General features: G+C 65.0%; 17 protein-coding genes and 1 pseudogene. 7 read left to right on the top strand and 11 right to left on the bottom strand.

Annotated features, from left to right (window positions below; genetic code table 11):
- The 8 genes from A5697_RS09580 to A5697_RS09545 form a co-directional block, all read right to left on the bottom strand.
- A partial coding sequence (locus A5697_RS09580) for an MCE family protein (protein ID WP_156673227.1) occupies positions 1 to 958 on the bottom strand: 958 nt, incomplete at its 3' end.
- Positions 955 to 2,073: an MCE family protein gene (locus A5697_RS09575; protein ID WP_067945353.1), complete on the bottom strand. Its 1,119-nt coding sequence runs from the start codon at positions 2,071 to 2,073 to the stop codon at positions 955 to 957. The genes A5697_RS09580 and A5697_RS09575, both read right to left, overlap by 4 nt.
- Entirely contained in the window at positions 2,073 to 3,095 is a 1,023-nt protein-coding gene (locus A5697_RS09570) for an MCE family protein (RefSeq protein ID WP_067945237.1), read from the bottom strand. Before A5697_RS09570 ends, A5697_RS09575 begins: the two co-directional genes overlap by 1 nt.
- Positions 3,092 to 4,348 carry an MCE family protein gene (locus A5697_RS09565; RefSeq protein WP_067945239.1) on the bottom strand — a complete coding sequence of 419 codons (1,257 nt, stop codon included), beginning with the start codon at positions 4,346 to 4,348 and terminating at the stop codon, positions 3,092 to 3,094. The genes A5697_RS09570 and A5697_RS09565 overlap by 4 nt, the downstream gene beginning before the upstream one ends.
- A gap of 19 nt (positions 4,349 to 4,367) precedes the next feature.
- Positions 4,368 to 5,213 (bottom strand): ABC transporter permease, encoded by an 846-nt coding sequence (locus tag A5697_RS09560; RefSeq protein ID WP_067945242.1) that lies wholly within the window; start codon positions 5,211 to 5,213, stop codon positions 4,368 to 4,370.
- A gap of 9 nt (positions 5,214 to 5,222) precedes the next feature.
- Positions 5,223 to 6,041: an ABC transporter permease gene (locus A5697_RS09555; RefSeq protein ID WP_067945244.1), complete on the bottom strand. Its 819-nt coding sequence runs from the start codon at positions 6,039 to 6,041 to the stop codon at positions 5,223 to 5,225.
- A gap of 384 nt (positions 6,042 to 6,425) precedes the next feature.
- Positions 6,426 to 7,631, bottom strand: coding sequence for a CaiB/BaiF CoA-transferase family protein (locus tag A5697_RS09550; RefSeq protein WP_067945246.1), 1,206 nt, complete (start codon positions 7,629 to 7,631; stop codon positions 6,426 to 6,428).
- Positions 7,628 to 9,157 (bottom strand): aldehyde dehydrogenase family protein, encoded by a 1,530-nt coding sequence (locus A5697_RS09545; RefSeq protein WP_068010024.1) that lies wholly within the window; start codon positions 9,155 to 9,157, stop codon positions 7,628 to 7,630. The genes A5697_RS09550 and A5697_RS09545 overlap by 4 nt, the downstream gene beginning before the upstream one ends.
- Positions 9,158 to 9,438: 281 nt before the next feature.
- Between A5697_RS09545 and A5697_RS09540 the strand changes: the two genes are divergently transcribed.
- From A5697_RS09540 to A5697_RS09515, 6 genes are all read left to right on the top strand, one after another.
- On the top strand, positions 9,439 to 10,140 hold the full coding sequence (locus A5697_RS09540) for an SDR family NAD(P)-dependent oxidoreductase (RefSeq protein ID WP_068010022.1): 702 nt from the start codon (positions 9,439 to 9,441) through the stop codon (positions 10,138 to 10,140).
- A gap of 55 nt (positions 10,141 to 10,195) precedes the next feature.
- Entirely contained in the window at positions 10,196 to 10,393 is a 198-nt protein-coding gene (locus A5697_RS09535) for a ferredoxin (RefSeq protein ID WP_068010020.1), read from the top strand.
- A gap of 47 nt (positions 10,394 to 10,440) precedes the next feature.
- Positions 10,441 to 11,805, top strand: a complete 1,365-nt coding sequence (locus tag A5697_RS09530; RefSeq protein ID WP_068010016.1) for a cytochrome P450 — start codon at positions 10,441 to 10,443, stop codon at positions 11,803 to 11,805.
- 207 nt (positions 11,806 to 12,012) lie between these two features.
- The gene (locus A5697_RS09525; RefSeq protein WP_068010014.1) at positions 12,013 to 12,372 is read left to right on the top strand and encodes a hypothetical protein; all 360 of its coding nucleotides are present in this window, start codon (positions 12,013 to 12,015) and stop codon (positions 12,370 to 12,372) included.
- Between the two features lie 23 nt (positions 12,373 to 12,395).
- The gene (locus A5697_RS09520; RefSeq protein WP_068010008.1) at positions 12,396 to 13,244 is read left to right on the top strand and encodes a hypothetical protein; all 849 of its coding nucleotides are present in this window, start codon (positions 12,396 to 12,398) and stop codon (positions 13,242 to 13,244) included.
- On the top strand, positions 13,241 to 13,801 hold the full coding sequence (locus A5697_RS09515; RefSeq protein WP_068010002.1) for a hypothetical protein: 561 nt from the start codon (positions 13,241 to 13,243) through the stop codon (positions 13,799 to 13,801). Before A5697_RS09520 ends, A5697_RS09515 begins: the two co-directional genes overlap by 4 nt.
- 80 nt (positions 13,802 to 13,881) lie before the next feature.
- Here A5697_RS09515 and A5697_RS09510 read toward each other — a convergent pair whose 3' ends face one another.
- The 3 genes and pseudogenes from A5697_RS09510 to A5697_RS27085 form a co-directional block, all read right to left on the bottom strand.
- The gene (locus A5697_RS09510; RefSeq protein ID WP_068009990.1) at positions 13,882 to 15,057 is read right to left on the bottom strand and encodes an acyl-CoA dehydrogenase family protein; all 1,176 of its coding nucleotides are present in this window, start codon (positions 15,055 to 15,057) and stop codon (positions 13,882 to 13,884) included.
- Positions 15,041 to 16,039 carry an acyl-CoA dehydrogenase family protein gene (locus tag A5697_RS09505; protein WP_068009986.1) on the bottom strand — a complete coding sequence of 333 codons (999 nt, stop codon included), beginning with the start codon at positions 16,037 to 16,039 and terminating at the stop codon, positions 15,041 to 15,043. Before A5697_RS09505 ends, A5697_RS09510 begins: the two co-directional genes overlap by 17 nt.
- A 111-nt stretch (positions 16,040 to 16,150) precedes the next feature.
- Positions 16,151 to 16,291, bottom strand: a pseudogene (locus A5697_RS27085) (nitroreductase); the annotation flags it as partial.
- Between the two features lie 90 nt (positions 16,292 to 16,381).
- Between A5697_RS27085 and A5697_RS09500 the strand changes: the two are divergent.
- Complete coding sequence (locus A5697_RS09500) at positions 16,382 to 16,762, top strand: carboxymuconolactone decarboxylase family protein (RefSeq protein ID WP_067945268.1); 381 nt, start codon at positions 16,382 to 16,384, stop codon at positions 16,760 to 16,762.
- Positions 16,763 to 16,852 lie beyond the last annotated feature (90 nt).

Below are 16,852 nucleotides of genomic sequence, written 5' to 3'. Positions count from 1 at the left end.
TCCCGAAGCCGCCCACGATGGTTCCGGTGTCGGCGTTGTAGTCGTTGAAGAAGTTGCCGAGCGCGTTCGGCGAGGTGTGCAGGATGTTTTCCAGATCCATGTGGTGATCGACCAGGTTCTGCGTCACGTCGGCCAGCCGGGCGATCTGCTCGCTGGTCTGGTTGCGCGTCCCGGCGATGAAGCGCTGCACCTCGCCGACCGCCGTCGACAGATCGGTCAGCGCCGCGTCCAGGTCGGATCGGCTGTCGTCGACCACGCTGGTGAGGGTGGCCAGGCGGTCGTTGAACTGGACGATCTGCACGTTGCTGTCGCGCAACGCGCCGACGAAGGTCTGCAGGTTCTTGATGATGTCGACGATGTTGCCGCTGCCGTTGGCGAGGATGCGGCCCACGCCGGACAGTTGGCCGAGGGTTTGCCGCAGCTTGTCGCCGTTGCCGTCGAGCGCGTTGGCGGCGCTGTCGATGAACCGGCCCACCGACGTGCCTGATACACCGCTTTTTGGTCCCAAATCCGTTGCCAGACGCATCAATTGGGTTTTGACCTCGTCCCATTCGACCGGCACCGCGGTTCGTTCCACCGGGATGATCGCGCCATCGCGCATCACCGGTCCGCTGTCGCGATACGCCGGCGAGAGCTGAACGTAGCGGGCGGACACCAGGTTCGAGGCGACGATGACCGCCTTCGCATCCGCCGGAATCGGCACATCGCGGTCGACCTCGAGCGTCATCTTGGCCTGTGTGCCCTGCGGCTGAATGGATTTGATGCTGCCGACCTTGACACCTGAGACCCGCACCTCGTCATGAGGGTAGATCGCGGTGGCGGTGGTGAAGTAGGCGGTGATGGTCTTCGGGCCGAACACCGTATTGCGGACGAGCACGGCAGCGCCTGCAGCGATCAGCCCGACCAGGACAACCGCCGCCACGGCCATCAACCTGTTTCGGGGAATCCGCGAGGTCATTGTGATCCTCCGACCCTGCCGCCCAACGTGCAGCCTGGGCACACCGGAATACCGTTGTACGGCCAGGGAGTCAGCGACCGCGGCAACGGTGACGGGTGGCCGGGGCCCTTCGAAGTATCGAAGGTGCGGAATCCCCAGAGGTAGTCGAAGATCGGTTGGAAGAGTTGTGGGACAAGGAAGTTCGGGACGAAAGCCGAGTAGGCGTACATGCTTGAGATGCCCTCACCGACGGTGACCTCGAATTTCTTGAGCCCTTGCAGCGCTTTTCCGATATTGTCGCGGTTCTTCTCCAGCATCGCGGTCACCGAGTTCAGCTTCTCGAGCGTCGGGGCCAATTTGGCTTCGTTGTCGTGCACCAACCCCGTCAGCTGCTTAGACACCGCCGAGGTGTTCGCCAGCAGGTCGACGATCTCCTGCCGGCGTGCCACCAGCACCTGGAGCAGAGTGTCGGAGTTGAGGATGAGCTTGTTGACCTGCTGGCTACGCTCGGAGAGAATCCCGGTGACGTCGCCGGCGCTCTTGAACAGCTCGCCCAGGTTCTTGTTGCGGCTGTTGAGCGTGCGCGATAACCGGGTGAGTGCATCGAAGGCCGGGCCCATTTGGGGGGCGATCTGGTCGAGCGTCGCCGAAAGCGTGTCCAACGACTGGTTCAGCGCCGCGGTATTGGTTCCGGCAGTATCGGTCGTCAGGTCGCTGACCGCTTCCGTGAGCGAGTACGGCGACGACGTGCGCGAGACGGGAATGAGTGCCATCGGGTGCATCGTGCCGCTGCCGGCGGACTCCAACGCCAGCATCCGCTCGCCGAGCAGCGTGCCGGTACGGATGTGCGCGGACGTCTCCGACCCCAACAGGACGTTGCCCTTCATCGCGAATGTGACCAGCGCATCGCCGTGGCGCAGCCTCACATCCGACACCGTGCCGACCTTCACGCCCGAGACGATCACGGGGTTGCCGGTCGCAAGGCCGCCGGCTTCCGTGAACAGCGCCTGGTACCTGACCATCGTCGCCCACGAGATGAACCGGTCGGGCGACAGGCCCACCAGGATCACCATCACCGCCAAAACGACGCCGATAAGGCCGGCCTTGACGAGCCCAGCTCCGCGATACTTGAGCATCAGGGTTCCGTGCACCTTCCCGCTTCTGACCTGAAAATCGGGGCCTTCACCGTCCTGCCCTGAAGATCCGTACCGCGCAGTTCCAACATGCAGAGGTAGTACGGGATGGTGGCGCCGTTCACGCCGAGTCGGACCAGCTTGCGGTAGTTCTTCGGCGCCTTCTCAATCGCCGCGTCGAGGCGGTCCTTGTCGCCATCGAGAATCGGCGCCAGCCGGCTCAGCTGATCAATGGTGCCCGCGAGCGGGGGGCGCGCGCTGGTCAGCAGATCCGCCAGCGAGGCGGTTCCCCGGTCCAGGGCGTCGATCGCCGAGCCGATGGTGTTGCGGTCGTCCGACAACCCGCTGACGAGCCGCTCGAGACGATCGATCGCACCCGAGAACTTGGTGCCGTCCTTGGAGATCGTGCCGATCACGATGTTGAGGTTGTCGATCAGTTGCTGCACGGTTTGGTCGTTGTCGGCCAACGCGTTTGAGAACGACGTCGTCTTGGAGAAGAGTGATTCGAGCGTTCCGCCCTGCCCCTGGAAGACCTGCAGCAAGCCTGCAGTCAAGGCGTTGACGTCTTGCGCATTCAGCCCCTGGGTCACGGGTTTCAGCCCGCCGAGCAGCAGATCGAGGTCGAGTGCCGGTGCTGTGCGGTCAACCGGAATCTGACCGCCGACGGGCAGCCGCTTGGGTGAGCCCGGACCGTCGACGAGTTCGAGGTAGCGATCCCCCACCAGGTTGAGGTAGCGGACCGCCGCCCTGGTGCCCTCGGTGAGGACGACGTTGCGGTCGGCGTCGAAGTGCACCACGACTTTCTTGTCCGGCTGCAGCGAAACACCGTTGACGGTGCCTACCCGGATGCCGGCGACCCGCACCGACTGCCCGGGCTTAAGTCGCGACACGTCGGAGAACACGGCCGAATACCCGTTCGTGGCACCGGTGCGGTACTGGCCGAAGATGAAGAACAGGAAGGCGGTCAGCATCGCCATCACGACCGCGAAGATCGTGAACTTGATCAGAGTGGCGCGGGTTCTCATCCGGGCATTCCCACCATGGCGGAGTTGCGTGGCGGGCCTGCGATCGGCCCGTACAACAGCTGTTTGAGCAGATCGGAGTTGATCAGCAGCTGCGGGTTCCCGTACCCCACAGGGTTGGCGCCGATATCGGTGATGAATTGCGGCGGAGCCGAGTTGAACGGAATTGCCGGCAGTCCCAGGCACTGCGGTCCACCCGTCGCGGCAACCTTGGGCAGGTTTGTCGGATACCGGTAACGCTCGCCGCCCCACGTGAGGCTCGCCGAGATGTTGATGCTCGGTTCCGACAACGGGGGACTGTGGGCTATCGTTACCAACCCGCCGAGACTGCAGGTGAGCGCCTCATGATACTCGTTGGTCAGGTCGGTGGTCGGCACCAGCAGGTGCATCACGTTCGTCAGCGGTTGGCGGTTCGTCGACAAGACGTCGTTGCCGATGTCGGCCAAGCCGATCGCGCTGATCAGCAACGCATCCAGGTTGCGCTGCTCCTCGACGAGCGTCTTGCTGATTCGCGTCGCGTTGGCCGCGGTTTTCACCAGATTCGGTGCCGCGTCGGCGTAGGCGTTGGACACCACCGGCAAGACCGAGAGGTCGTGCCGGAATGCCGGAAGGCTCGGCTCCAGCCTGGCCAAGAACGAATCCAGATCGCTCAGCGACTGGCCAAGCTGTGGACCCCGCCCACTGAACGCCTGGGCGAGCGCACCCAGCGACTCGTTGAGCTTTGGTGGGTCGATGTGCTCGAGGACCGAAACCAACTGCTGGAACACCGTATTGACTTCGACCATGACGTGCTGGCCCTGCAGCGTCTGGCCCGCGTGTAGCCGCTGAGCCGACGGTTGCGCCGGTTCCACCAACAGGACCGACTTCGCGCCGAATACCGTCGATGACGCGATGTCGACAAGCACGTTGCCGGGAATGAAGCGCAATTGCGAGGGGTCCATCGCCAAGTGGATGGCCGCCTTGCCGTCGGGCAGCGAGTCGATCGAGGCGACCTTGCCAACCTGCACGCCGCGCAGCTTGACCTTGGCGTCCGGGTTCATGACCAGACCGGCGCGTTGCGAGATCACGGTCACCGGCACGGATTCGGTGAAGGAGCCCTGAAACAGGCCCACTGCCACGGCGAAAATCACGCCAATGATGACGACAGTCGCCAACCCCAGCAGGGGCGCCAGATAGCTGCGCCCGGCGGGCCGGGCATGGCCGGCGCGCGGAGGTCGCCCGGCGGCCGCGCGACCGGCTGGCACACTCTGCGTCACTGCCGTTCCACCTCCTTCGCTAACCGGACAGGTTGAAGTTGCCGTTCGTACCGTAGATAGACAGCGAGACCAACAGCGTTACGGACACCACGACGATGAGCGAGGTGCGCACCGCGTTACCGGTCGCGTTGCCGACACCGGCAGGCCCCCCCGAAGCGAAATAGCCGTAGTAGGTGTGGATCAGCAGGATCGTGAGCGCCATCAGGATGGCCTGCAGGAACGACCACAACAGGTCGATCGGGTTCAGGAAGGTGTTGAAGTAGTGCTGGTACAAGCCCTGCGACTGTCCGAGCAGGAAAGTCGTGGTGAACTGGCTGGCCACGAACGACAGGATGACGGCGATCGCGTACAAGGGTGTGATGGCCATCATTCCGGCCAGGATCCTGGTGCTCACCAAGTAGGCAACCGGCCGAATCGCCATGCTCTCCAACGCATCGACTTCTTCGTTGATCCGCATGGCACCCAGCTGGGCGGTCACCCCGGCGCCGAAGGTGGCCGCCAGACCGATCCCGGCGACCACCGGTGCCGCGATGCGCACGTTGATGAACGCGGACAAGAAGCCCGTCAGCGCCTCGATGCCGATGTTGCCCAGCGAGGTGTAGCCCTGAATGGCCAGGGTGCCGCCCGCCGCAAGCGTCAGGAAGCCGACGATCACAACGGTTCCGCCGATCATCGCCAAAGTGCCTGCGCCCATGCTTATCTCGGCGACCAGCCGAACGACTTCGCGCGTGTAGCGGGTAGCGGCGAAGGGCACTCCGGCGAGCGCCTTGCCGTAGAACAGGGTGTGGTCGCCGATCCGCCCCAACGAGGCGACCGGCCTCTCGAATTGGCGGATTAATCGCGGATATGTGGCCCTCAGCGCCATTGGCAGCCCCTACTTCGCCGTCATCTTGATGCCGATCGCGGTCACGACCACGTTGACGACGAACAGTGACATGAAGGCGTAGACCACGGTCTCGTTCACCGCGTTGCCAACGGCCTTGGCGCCCCCGCCGGTGATCGAGAGGCCCCGATAGCAGGCCACCAAGCCGGCGATGAGGCCGAAAAGGGCTGCCTTGACACACGAAATGATGACCTCTGGTACGCCCGTGAGCAGCGTGATACCTGCGGCGAACGCGCCGGGATTGACGTCTTGCACAAAGACCGAAAAGACGTAGCCGCCAAGGACGCCGATGATCACCACGAGGCTGTTGAGCAAGAAGGCGACCAGTCCGGAAGCCAGCATCCGCGGGGTGACCAAACGTTGCACCGGGTTGATGCCCAGCACCTCCATCGCGTCGATCTCTTCACGAATTGTTCGTGCTCCCAAGTCCGCACACATTGCCGTGGCACCCGCGCCCGCCACGATCAAAACCGTGACCAGCGGTCCGAGCTGGGTGACCGCACCGAACGCGGCGCCCGCACCGGATAGGTCCGCCGCGCCCAGTTCGCGCAAGAGGATGTTGAGCGTGAAGCTGACGAGGACGGTAAACGGGATGGCTACCAGCAGGGTGGGAGCCAGCGATACCCGCGCGACGAACCAGGACTGCTCCAAGAACTCACGCCACTGGAAGGGCCGGCGGAACACGAATTTGACCGCATCGGCCGACATTGCGAACAACGCTCCGACGGCCTGCATGGGCCCCGACATGTCCCATTTCAGTTTCAGCTGGGGCAATCCCGCTGACCAGTGGTCGGCTCCCTTAGTTGCCATCGGCCTCAGACTCTTTCCTGAGTTACGAGACCGACAGTCTTGTTGTCGCGTACTGACTGCTGTAGATTTGGCCGAAGCGAGGGCCACCGGGGCGTGCAGGCGACGGCGAAACGCCCTGTGGGCGGCCGGAATCCGGCAGATGCCTCGGGCATGACAGCGCTGTCCATCCTCACGCCAGGACCTCCGTTCTGTTGCGTGAGTAGACGCTTCAAAACGTGGGGCCCCGTGTCTTGAAGCGTCCGGCGATTATGACTCATGCCGAGTCCAGGCGGAACGGAAAATGCATAACCGTTATCCGACAATCCATCAGCACACCGCTTAGCCAGGGCGACTGACGCACAACGGACGCGACGGTCGGCACAAACATCAAGGGCTCCTCCGGCTCTAGGTGACGGCGCCGGCCGTCTTGAGTTCGATGATGCGGTCCCAGTCGAGCCCGAGTTCCACCAAGATGTCGTCGGTCTGCTCGGCGAAGCCGGGCGCCGGGCCGGTCTGTGGGGCCGCGACGTCGAACTGGACCGGATTCGCGACCAACTCGAGTTCGCCTGCCTGCACGATGTACTCGTTGGACCGGATCTGTGCGTCTTTGGCGGCTTGCAGGGTGTCCTGCACGGGCGCCCAGGGACCGGCCAGCGTGGCGAAGCGTTCGCTCCACTCTTCCAGCGTGCGGGTGGCGACGACCTTGGTCAGGATCTCCACCGCCTCCGCTGTGTTGGCGGCGATCTTCTCCACCGTTTCGAAGCGCGGGTCCTCGGCCAGCTCCGGCAGGTCGACGTGCCGGCAGACGTCGGCCCAAAACTTGGTGGGCTGCATCATCACGAAGGAGATATAGCGACCGTCGGACGTGGTGTAGAGCCCGACCAAAGGATTGTTGGGGGCGCCGTGCACGCCGGGCGGCGGCGCTTCAAGCCGCTGGCCCAGATAATTGGTCAGCGCGACCGTGTGTCCCATCGACCAAAGCCCACTGCCGAGGAGCGACACGTCGACGACGGACGGCTCGCCGGTGCGCTCCCGTTTGAGCAGCGCCGCTGCGATGCCACCGGCGAGGTTGGTGCCGGAGATGGTGTCGCCGTACGCCGGGCCGGGCGGCCCGATCATTCCCGGCATGCCGGCGGGCGTGATGGTCGCTGCGGTTCCGGCCCGGCACCAGAACGCGGTCATGTCATAGCCGCCCTTGACCGACTCTTCGCCCCGCGGGCCGAGCGCGCTTCCCCGCGCGTAGATGATCTTCGGGTTCACCGCCCTGATGTCGTCGATGTCGATCCCGAACTTCTGGCGGGCGCCGGGCAGGAAGCTGGTGAGGAACACATCCGATCGGCGGGCCAGCTCGTAGAGCACCTCCTTGCCCCCGGGCACCGACATGTCCAGCCCGATGCTGCGCTTGCCGCGGTTCGCGTGTTCGATGTTCGGGTTAGGGTCACCCTCGACGCGCAGCATGCCGGTCTGTCGCAGCCCTCGCTGCGGATCGCCGGTGACCGCGTGCTCGACTTTGACCACGTCGGCGCCCCACTCGGCGAGCACCGCGCCCGCCGACGGGACGAACCCGTACATGGCGACTTCCAGGACGCGGATGCCCTCGAGCGGCCTCACGCCGTGGCCCCGTTCGCCGCCGGAACCGCATACGTTTTGCGTTCCAAGAATTCCTCCAGCCCGGCCACACCCATCTCGCGGCCCACCCCCGACTGCTTGAAGCCACCGAACGGGCTGTCCGCGCCGAAGTAGTTGCCGCCGTTGATCGAGAAGGAACCGGTCCGGATCCGGCGCGCCACCGCAAGCGCCCGGTCCTGGTCGCCGCTGAAGACCGCGCCGGCCAGGCCGTAGATCGAGTTGTTGGCGATGCGCACCGCGTCGTCGTCATCGTCGAACGCGATGCAGACGAGCACCGGTCCGAAGACCTCCTCCTGAGCGATCTCGCTGCCGGGATCGACGTTGGTCAGCAGCGTCGGCGCATAGAAGTAGCCCGGCTCCAACCGCTGGCCACCGGTGACCAGGGTCGCGCCCGCGGCGACGGCCCGCTGCACCATGCCGTCGACCTTGTCCCGCTGGCGCTCGTTGATCAGTGGGCCCATGTAGGTTTTCGGATCGGCCGGGTCGCCGTGGCGCACCTTGGCGAAGTTCTCTGCGACCAACGCGACGATCTCGTCGTGATGCGACCTGGGTACCAGCAGCCGAGACGTCAGCGCACATCCCTGCCCCGCGTGGGTCACCATGCTGAATGCCGCGAACATGGCCGCGCCGGCGAAGTCGGCATCGTCGAGCACGATGGCGGCCGATTTGCCACCCAGTTCCAGGAAGACGCGCTTGACCGTTTCACTCGCGGCGGCCATGATCTTGCGCCCCACCGCGGTTGATCCGGTGAAGGTGACGACGTCGACGTCGGGGCTGGTGGTCAGCACCTCGCCCGCCTCGGGGCCCGAGGAGCTGAGCACATTGACCACGCCGTCGGGTATGTCGGTGTGGTTGGCGATCAGCTCACCGAGCGCCAGGGTGATCAACGGTGTGTCCGGCGCGCCTTTGAGGACCACGGTGCACCCGGCGGCCAGCGCGGGGGCCAGCTTCGCCAGCGCCAGCTGGTTTGGGTAGTTGTAGGCGATGATCGCGGCGACCACCCCGGCGGCTTCCTTTTCCACCCAGCGGTGGTGGAGCATGCCGCGCGATTCTTTCTCGCCGAGATCTTCGGAGAACTCGTACCTGCGAAGCAGATCCGCGTAGAAGCGCACGATGGCGATCGGCTCGTCGAGCTGGGCGCCCTGGGTCAGCGCCCGGGTGGCGCCCACTTCGGCGATCGTCAGGTCACGCAACTCGTCGGCGTGTTCGATCAGCGCCCGATGCAGTTGGTCGAGGCAGCGGATCCGCAACTCGACGTCGGTGGGCCAACTGGTGGTGTCGAAGGCACGCCGGGCCGCGGCGATCGCCGCTTCGGCCTCCTCGACACCGGCGTCGGGGGCGTGCCCGACGACAGCGCCGGTGGCGGGATTGATCGACGCGAACGATTTGTCGGTGGTGACCAGCCGGCCGCCGATCAACAGTCGGCGGTCGGAGGCTGATCCAGGCGCGGCATCCGCGATGGTGGCTGCAGTCGCAGTGGCGGGCTCTGCCGTGTCCTGGGCAGGCATTCCGTACTCCCTAATGTGGTGACGGTCACGATAATTTGATTCTCTTCCCCGGCGAATCTTACATTCGAGTCTCGATAATTCAAGAAACCCTCAGGAATGAGGGCGGGCCACTGACCAGCAACGCAGAGGCCAACGGATCGCCACGCCGAGTAGTTTGACGCAGGCCGAACAGGGTTTCCGGAGTGTGTTGCGACAGACTCCCGCGTGAGAGTAAGGTTCTCATAATTGTAAGCGAGATTCTTTGTGACTGAGACGGTCACGTTTGGAGCAGAGGCCTGCACGTGAAGACTGCGGTGGTCACCGGTGGCGGATCCGGCATCGGCCTTGCCGTCGCGCACCGGTTGCGCGCCGACGGTCTCGACGTCGCCACGATCGACCTCCGACCGTCGGACGGCGATCAGTGCTTTACCGCGGACGTCACCGACCGATCGCAGGTGGACGCGGCCTTCGCGGCGATCCGCGCGAAGCTCGGGCCGGTCACCGTCCTCGTCAACGCGGCGGGCCTGGACGGATTCAAGCGCTTCAACAACATCACCTTCGAGGACTGGCAGCGGGTGATCGACGTCAACCTCAACGGCGTCTTCCACACCATTCAGGCGGTCTTGCCCGACATGCTCGAGGCGAAGTGGGGACGGATCGTCAATATCTCTTCGTCGAGCACGCATTCCGGCGCGCCCTATATGAGCCATTACGTGGCGGCCAAGTCCGCGGTGAACGGGCTCACCAAATCCCTGGCGCTCGAGTACGGGCCCAGCGGCATCACCGTCAACGCGGTGCCGCCGGGCTTCATCGACACCCCGATGCTGCGCGCCGCGGCGAAGAACGGATTCCTGGGGGACATCGACGAGACCATCGCGCGAACCCCGGTGCGCCGGATGGGGAAGCCGGAAGACATCGCGGCGGCATGCGCTTTCCTGGTGTCCGACGAAGCCGGCTACATCACCGGTCAGCTCTTGGGCGTCAACGGCGGTCGCAACACCTGAGTACCGATTCGTTCAGCGGTGCCCGGCAACCAGATCAGGTGGGAGGAGACAACCCGTGAAGGTTTGGGTGGATTCAGAACGATGCCAGGGTCACACCCTCTGCGCGATGATCGCGCCGGAGTCGTTTCAGCTCAGCGACATCGACGGCAGTTCTTCCGCGATCGACGAAGTGGTCCCCGTAGACCGGCATGACCAGGTGCGTGAAGCCGCCCAGTCCTGCCCGGAGCAGGCGATCATCATCACCGACGACTGAGTCCTCATCCGGACACTGACCGACGAAATACCCAGGGAGACAGAGCTTTGAGTGTCGACGACGTCGTCAGCGACAGCGACCGCAAAAAGAACCGGTACCACTTCGATCGGCATTCCCCGGAGTACCGGTCGAAGTTCAAGTCGATCACCAAGGAGATGCACACCAAGTGCCCGATGGCGTGGAGTGAGACCTACGGCGGGCATTGGGTCGCGGCGGGCAGCCATGAGGTCTTCGAGCTGGCCCGCTGCCCGGCCGTCTCCAACGATCACGACATCAACGGCGAACGCCGTGGCTACAAAGGCATTTCGATCCCCACCGCGAGCCGGGTCAGCGTGGTGCGCGGCGGCATCCTGGAGATGGACGACCCCGAGCACCGCATTTACCGCACCGTGCTCAATCCCTACCTGTCGCCGGCGGCGGTCAAGCGCTGGGAGCCGTTCATCGACGACGTGACGCGCGCCTGCCTCGACGAAAAGATCGAGGGCGGAAGCATCGACTTCGTCGACGATCTGGCCAACATCGTTCCTGCCGTCCTGACTTTGGCGATGATGGGCATCCCGCTGAAGAAATGGAACATGTACAGCGAGCCGGTCCACGCCGCGGTGTACACGCCCGAGCACTCTCCCGACATCGAGCGCGTCACCGAAATGCACAAGCAGATGGGTCTCGACATGGTGAACAACATGCTCGAGATCCGCGAGAATCCGCGGCCGGGAATCGTGAATGCCCTGCTGCAGATGCGCATTGACGGGGAACCGGCGCCCGACCTGGAAATCCTCGGGAACCTCGGCTTGGTCATCGGCGGCGGCTTCGACACCACCACCGCCCTGACCGCCCACTCGTTGGAGTGGCTTTCCGAGCATCCCGAGCAGCGGGAACTGCTCAGCAACGAACGCAAAACGCTGCTCGACCCCGCCACCGAGGAATTCCTGCGCTACTTCACCCCCGCGCCCGGTGACGGCCGGACATTCTCCGACGATGTCGAGCTCGACGGCACGCAGTTCAAGGAGGGCGAGCGGCTGTGGATCTCGTGGGCGATGGCGAACCGCGATCCAGCGGTGTTCCACGACCCGGATGACATCGTGCTCGACCGTAAAGGCAACCGCCACTTCAGCTTCGGCCTGGGCGTCCACCGGTGCGCCGGGTCGAACGTGGCGCGCACGGTGTTCAAATCGATGCTCACCGCCGTGCTCGATCGGATGCCCGATTATCGATGCGACCCGGAAGGCACCGTCCACTACGAGACCATTGGCGTCATCCAGGGCATGCGCAAGTTGCCGGCCACCTTCAGCCCCGGCCGAAGGCTCGGCGCCGGCCTGGACGAGACGCTGGAGAAGCTGCAGCGCATTTGTGACGAGCAAGAACTCGCCAGACCGATCACCGAACGCAAGGAAGCCGCCGTCATCGACTGAGCCGCTCGCGGTCCAGCGTCGCCATGCAGGGGAAAGCCGGCCATTGACCGCTCCAATTTTTCCGAGTACGCCTGTTCAGCGGGGCCGCGCTCTATATTCAGGCCAGGCGCGTGCGCAGAGACGGGAGACGCATCGGTGAAGACTTTGGCAGCGAGCCTCGCGCTCGCGACGGCCGCGCTGACTCTTACGCCCACTGCCCACGCGGACATGCAGATCGGCAACTACCGGCTGGACACCCCGCGGGATCCCGGCCACAGCTGGATTTTTGCGATTCGGCCGTGCAGATACAATCAGGGACCGGAATGCCTGACCGTACAAGCGATTGCGCAACCCAACGGGCAAGCGGCCTTCTGGAAGTCAGATGCTCACCTTTCCAACGGCCGCTACACCATGGCGGTTGATGTGCCCGACGGGGTGCGCTGCGTGGTCCAGTTCTTTCCCTCGCACGACGTTTACTCGTGGGATGCGGTGACGCTGGCGGGTCAGGTCGATTCGACGTACGACACCGGTTGCGGTGGCGGACCGGGGGGCACCAACAGTTGGCCGTTCTCGCTCGTGCGATGGTAGCCGCGTGAGAGTCAGTAAGCACGATGGCTGAGGCGAAGGAACCGCCCCAAGATTCGGCAAAATCGAAGGCCGACGCAATGGCGTTGCTAGAGGAAGCCGAGGCCGAAGCGGCCGAGGCTGAAGCTCTGGCCGCCGCGGCGCGCGCCCGTGCTCGTGCCGCCCGACTCCGCCGCGAAGCGCAGGCCGAAGCTGAGAAAGAGGCCGAGTCAAAGGCCGCCGAGGAAGCCTCGGACGCCCACGAGGACACCACCGACACCGCCGAGGCGGAGACCAAAGACGACACCACCGACACCGTCGCAGCGGAGACCGAGGAGGAAGTCCCCGCCGAGGCCGCCGATACGGCGGAGCCGGAATCCGAGTCGGCCCGCTCCCGGCGTCGCGTGCGACTGCCACCGTGGTCCGTGGCGTGGAAGGCGGCCGTCATCATCCTCATCTGCGCCTTCGTCGCCGCCAGCGGATACATGATGTGGGAACGCCACGAAACCACCGAGCGCAACCAGCGCACCGCCAACTTCATCGCGGGGGCCAGGCAAGGCGTCGTCAACATGTTTTCGATGGACTTCAACAGGGCCAAGGAGGACGTCCAGCGGGTGATCGACAGCTCGACCGGCCAGTTCCGCGACGACTTCCAGCAGCGCGCAAAGGATTTCACGACCGTCGTCGAGCAGTCCAAAGTCGTCACGCAGGGGACCGTGAATGCGGCGGCCGTCCAGTCCATCGACGGGAATTCCGCGTTGGTACTCGTAGCGGCGTCGTCGCGCATCAGCAATGCCGCGGGCGCCAAAGACGAACCCCGCAATTGGCGGCTCAAGGTGACCGTCACCGACGACGGCGGGCAATACAAGATGTCCAAACTGGAGTTCGTCCCGTGAGCGAAGACAACCGCGGCATCGACACCGCCGACGACCGTTCCGAACGGGCCGGGGGCAGCGGGCGTCCATGGCGCAAGGTGAAAGTCGTTCCCGCCGTTCTGATTTTGCTTCTGCTGATCTCCGGCGCCACGGCGACGTGGCTGTACTTCAAGGAGTACCGGCCGGACAAGGAGACCGACCCCAGCGTCGCGAACGCGGTCGTCAGCTCGGCGTCCGACGGAACGGTCGCGTTGCTGTCCTACTCGCCCGACTCGCTCGACAAAGACTTCGCCGCGGCAAAGTCGCACCTGTCCGGGGACTTCCTGTCGTACTACAACCAGTTCACCGAGCAGATCGTCGCTCCGGCGGCCAAACAGAAGTCGCTGAAAACTAACGCTCGGGTAATCGGGGCCGCGGTCTCGGAGTTACATCCGAATTCGGCCGTCGTGCTGGTGTTGGTCGACCAGAGCACCACGAGCAAGGACAATCCCGAACCCGCGATGGCTTCCAGCAGCGTGCTGGTGAGTTTGGCCCGCGTCAACGGCAATTGGCTGATCACCAAGTTCGACCCGGTCTAGCCGGGCCGCCTCGCCGAATGTGAAGCTAGCCGCACACTGGGGTTCGAGTGTGAAGACAGCTTCACACTCGTGGAGGCAAGTCATCCCCGCGGCAGGCCGAGCACCCGCTGGGCGATGATGTTGCGCTGGATTTCCGAGGTGCCCCCGGCGATCGTCCCGGAAAAGCTGCGGGCGTAGCGCTCGAACCAGCTGGCGAAATAGTGGTCGAGGTTCATGTGCGCGTACGGCCCGGTCAGGCCCGGGTGAGCGAGCCCTTCGGAGCCCGCCGACGTCAGCGCAAGCTCCATGCCACGCAACTCGGCCTCGGACCCGAGCAGCTTGAGCACCGAGATCGCCGCCACGTCGTCTTCGCCGCGCGACGCGCGGGCCAGGGCCACCGAACCCAGCAGGCGCAACGCCTGCTTGTCCATGATCGTGCTGGCGTACTGGTCGCGTTCGACCTCGGTGCCGGGATGGAAGTCGTCGATCATGTTGTCGAGTCGATCGGCGAAGCCCAGCCACATCATCGTGCGTTCGTGCCCCAGCGATCCGTTGGCGACCCGCCAGCCCTGGTCGAGCTCACCGACCAAGTTCTCGGCAGGCACGCGGACGTCGGTGAAGAACACCTCGTTGAAATCCAGATCATCGGCACCGCAGATCGACGGGAACGGCCGGCGCACGAGGCCCGGGGTGTCGGTGGGGATGATCAGCGCGCTGATTCCCTTGTGCTTCGGGGCATCTGGATTGGTGCGCACAAATGTCAGCAAGACGTCGGCGTCGTGGGCGCCCGAGGTCCACACCTTCTGGCCGTTGACCACGAAGTGATCGCCGTCCAGCACCGCGCGGGTCCGCAACGACGCCAGGTCGGAACCCGCGCTGGGCTCGCTCATCCCGAGTGACGCGGTGATCTCGGCCCGCAGGATCGGCACCGCCCAGCGCCGCTTCTGTTCGTCGCTGCCGAACGACAACAGCGAAGCGCCAACGATGTTCACGCCCTGCGGGTTGAAGCTGTGGTAGATCCGCCGGCGGCTGAGCTCTTCAAGATAGACGAACTGCTGAATGACCGTCGCGTTGCGGCCACCGAATTCCGGTGGCTGGCTCGGCAGTAGCCAGCCGTTGTCGAACAGCAGCCGCTGCCAGTCGCGTGCCCACTGCGGCATGTGGGAGACCGACCGGGGTCGCTCGAGCGTTTCGCTTGCGGGGGGCAGGTTCTCGTCGAGGAAGGCCGCGAACTCCGCCCGGAACTCCTCGACGTCGGAATCAAAAGTCAGCTGCACGGTATTCCTCCGCGATCCGCGCCCGGTGCTCGGCGGCGCCGCCGAGCATCAGCTCACCGGCCTTGGCTCGCTTCAGCGCGAACTGCAGATCGTTCTCCCACGTGAATCCCATTGCGCCGTGGAGCTGTAACCCGTGCCGGAACACCAGCGACTGGCACTCCCCCGCCGACGCCTTGGCCATCGCCGCCGCGAGCCGGCGGCGGGGATCGTCGGCCGCGATGGTCAGCGCCGCGAAGTACGCGAGGGCACGGGCGCGTTCCACCGCGACGTGCATGTCCGCGGCCTTGTGCTGGACGGCCTGGAACGAGCCGATCGGCACACCGAATTGCTGACGGCTGCGGACGTGTTCGAGCACCAGGTCGAGAATGCGTTGGCAGGCACCGACCATGGTGATCGCCATGCCGGTCAGCGCCATGTGGTGCGCGCGTTCGGAATCGACCGCGAGCCGGGCGCTGTCGGGCACCCGAACTTCGCAGAACGACAGGTCGGCGACGTGCAAGACGGGGTCGAAGACGGCGGCGCGACGCACCGACACCTGGTTCGCCGCGGTGAGGAATACCCCAGCGTCGGTCACCACCGCCAGGCGGTCGACGCGATCGCCGTCGAGGACATGGCGGGCCGTACCGTCCAGCAGCCAACCCTCGGCGTCCCGATGTGCGGCGACCCCGGTGTATACGGCGGTGCCCGATTCGTGGGGATCGAAGTGCTCGGCCGCCAACGGGGCGAACTGGGTCATTGTCGCCAGGAACGGGGTGGGGTCGGTCGCGCGCCCCAACTCCTCGAGGACGATGGCCAGTTCGACGGCGCTAATCGGATCGTTCAGCTCGGTCCAGCCCTGATCGACGTACGACTTCCACAACGGGCTGGGATCGACGCCGTCCTCGGCCACGCCGCGCACCAGCGAGGGCGGGCACTGCTTGGCCACGGCGTCGCGAACGGTCTTCTGCCACAGCCGCTGATCGGCATCGAACTCCAACAGCATGAAGGCCGCCTCCTGTCATCACCGACGCCGCGAGAATATCATTCTCGCACGCGGAAGTAATAATCTCGGAAACCGGTTACGGGGTCCCGCGGGGAACGAGGGGTTGCCGGGCCAGCTGGTCAGGCACGCGTCCAGGCCCTGGGCCGGCTCGGCCAGCAGAAAGTTCTGCATGGCGGAAAAGATCGATCCGCCGAGCAGAAGTTCGGATGCGGTCGGATAGTGCTGCTGGGCGAACAGGACGGAGGTGAACTCGCGTAGACCGCGCGGCGGAGTCGCGATGCGAGACTGCGCTTAGGGCGATTGCAATCGCCAACGCCGCCACCACCACCAAGGAGAAGACCATTGGATCGCGAGACCTATCAGCGGGGCCTACACATCCGCTCCGACGTTCTCGGCGAGGAGTACGTCAACCGGGCCCTCGCCGACGCGGACGACTTCACCCAGCCCCTGCAGGATCTCGTCACCGAATACTGCTGGGGCGCGATCTGGGGTCGCGACGAGCTGCCCCGGAAGACGCGCAGCATGCTCAACCTAGCGATGATCTCGGTACTGAACCGGCCCAACGAATTACGCACGCACGTCAAGGCGGCGCTGACCAACGGCGTCAGCCGCGAGGAGATCCGCGAGGTCTTTCTGCAGGTGGCCATTTACGCGGGCGTGCCGGCCGCGGTCGACAGCTTCCGCATCGCGCGCGAGGCCTTCGCCGAACTGGATGAGGACTAGGTCGGCCAGGGCCCCGACTCGGACTTCACGACGGTGATCAAACCGCTCGAGACGGCAGCCGGTGTTATCGGGGGCCGGTCGCCGGCCCAG

It is taken from the genome of Mycobacterium sp. E3251 (assembly GCF_001666835.1).
Taxonomy (GTDB): domain Bacteria; phylum Actinomycetota; class Actinomycetes; order Mycobacteriales; family Mycobacteriaceae; genus Mycobacterium.
This window is presented reverse-complemented; position numbering and strand designations above follow the sequence as displayed.

Excerpts from the sequence above, each read along its gene's own strand:
- A5697_RS09545 (WP_068010024.1), bottom strand. The coding sequence starts at position 9,157 with ATGCCTGCCCAGGACACGGCAGAGCCCGCCACTGCGACTGCAGCCACC.
- A5697_RS09505 (WP_068009986.1), bottom strand. The coding sequence starts at position 16,039 with ATGCTGTTGGAGTTCGATGCCGATCAGCGGCTGTGGCAGAAGACCGTT.
- A5697_RS09525 (WP_068010014.1), top strand. The coding sequence starts at position 12,013 with ATGCAGATCGGCAACTACCGGCTGGACACCCCGCGGGATCCCGGCCAC.
- A5697_RS09575 (WP_067945353.1), bottom strand. The coding sequence starts at position 2,073 with ATGCTCAAGTATCGCGGAGCTGGGCTCGTCAAGGCCGGCCTTATCGGC.
- A5697_RS09570 (WP_067945237.1), bottom strand. The coding sequence starts at position 3,095 with ATGAGAACCCGCGCCACTCTGATCAAGTTCACGATCTTCGCGGTCGTG.
- A5697_RS09555 (WP_067945244.1), bottom strand. The coding sequence starts at position 6,041 with ATGGCAACTAAGGGAGCCGACCACTGGTCAGCGGGATTGCCCCAGCTG.
- A5697_RS09520 (WP_068010008.1), top strand. The coding sequence starts at position 12,396 with ATGGCTGAGGCGAAGGAACCGCCCCAAGATTCGGCAAAATCGAAGGCC.
- A5697_RS09560 (WP_067945242.1), bottom strand. The coding sequence starts at position 5,213 with ATGGCGCTGAGGGCCACATATCCGCGATTAATCCGCCAATTCGAGAGG.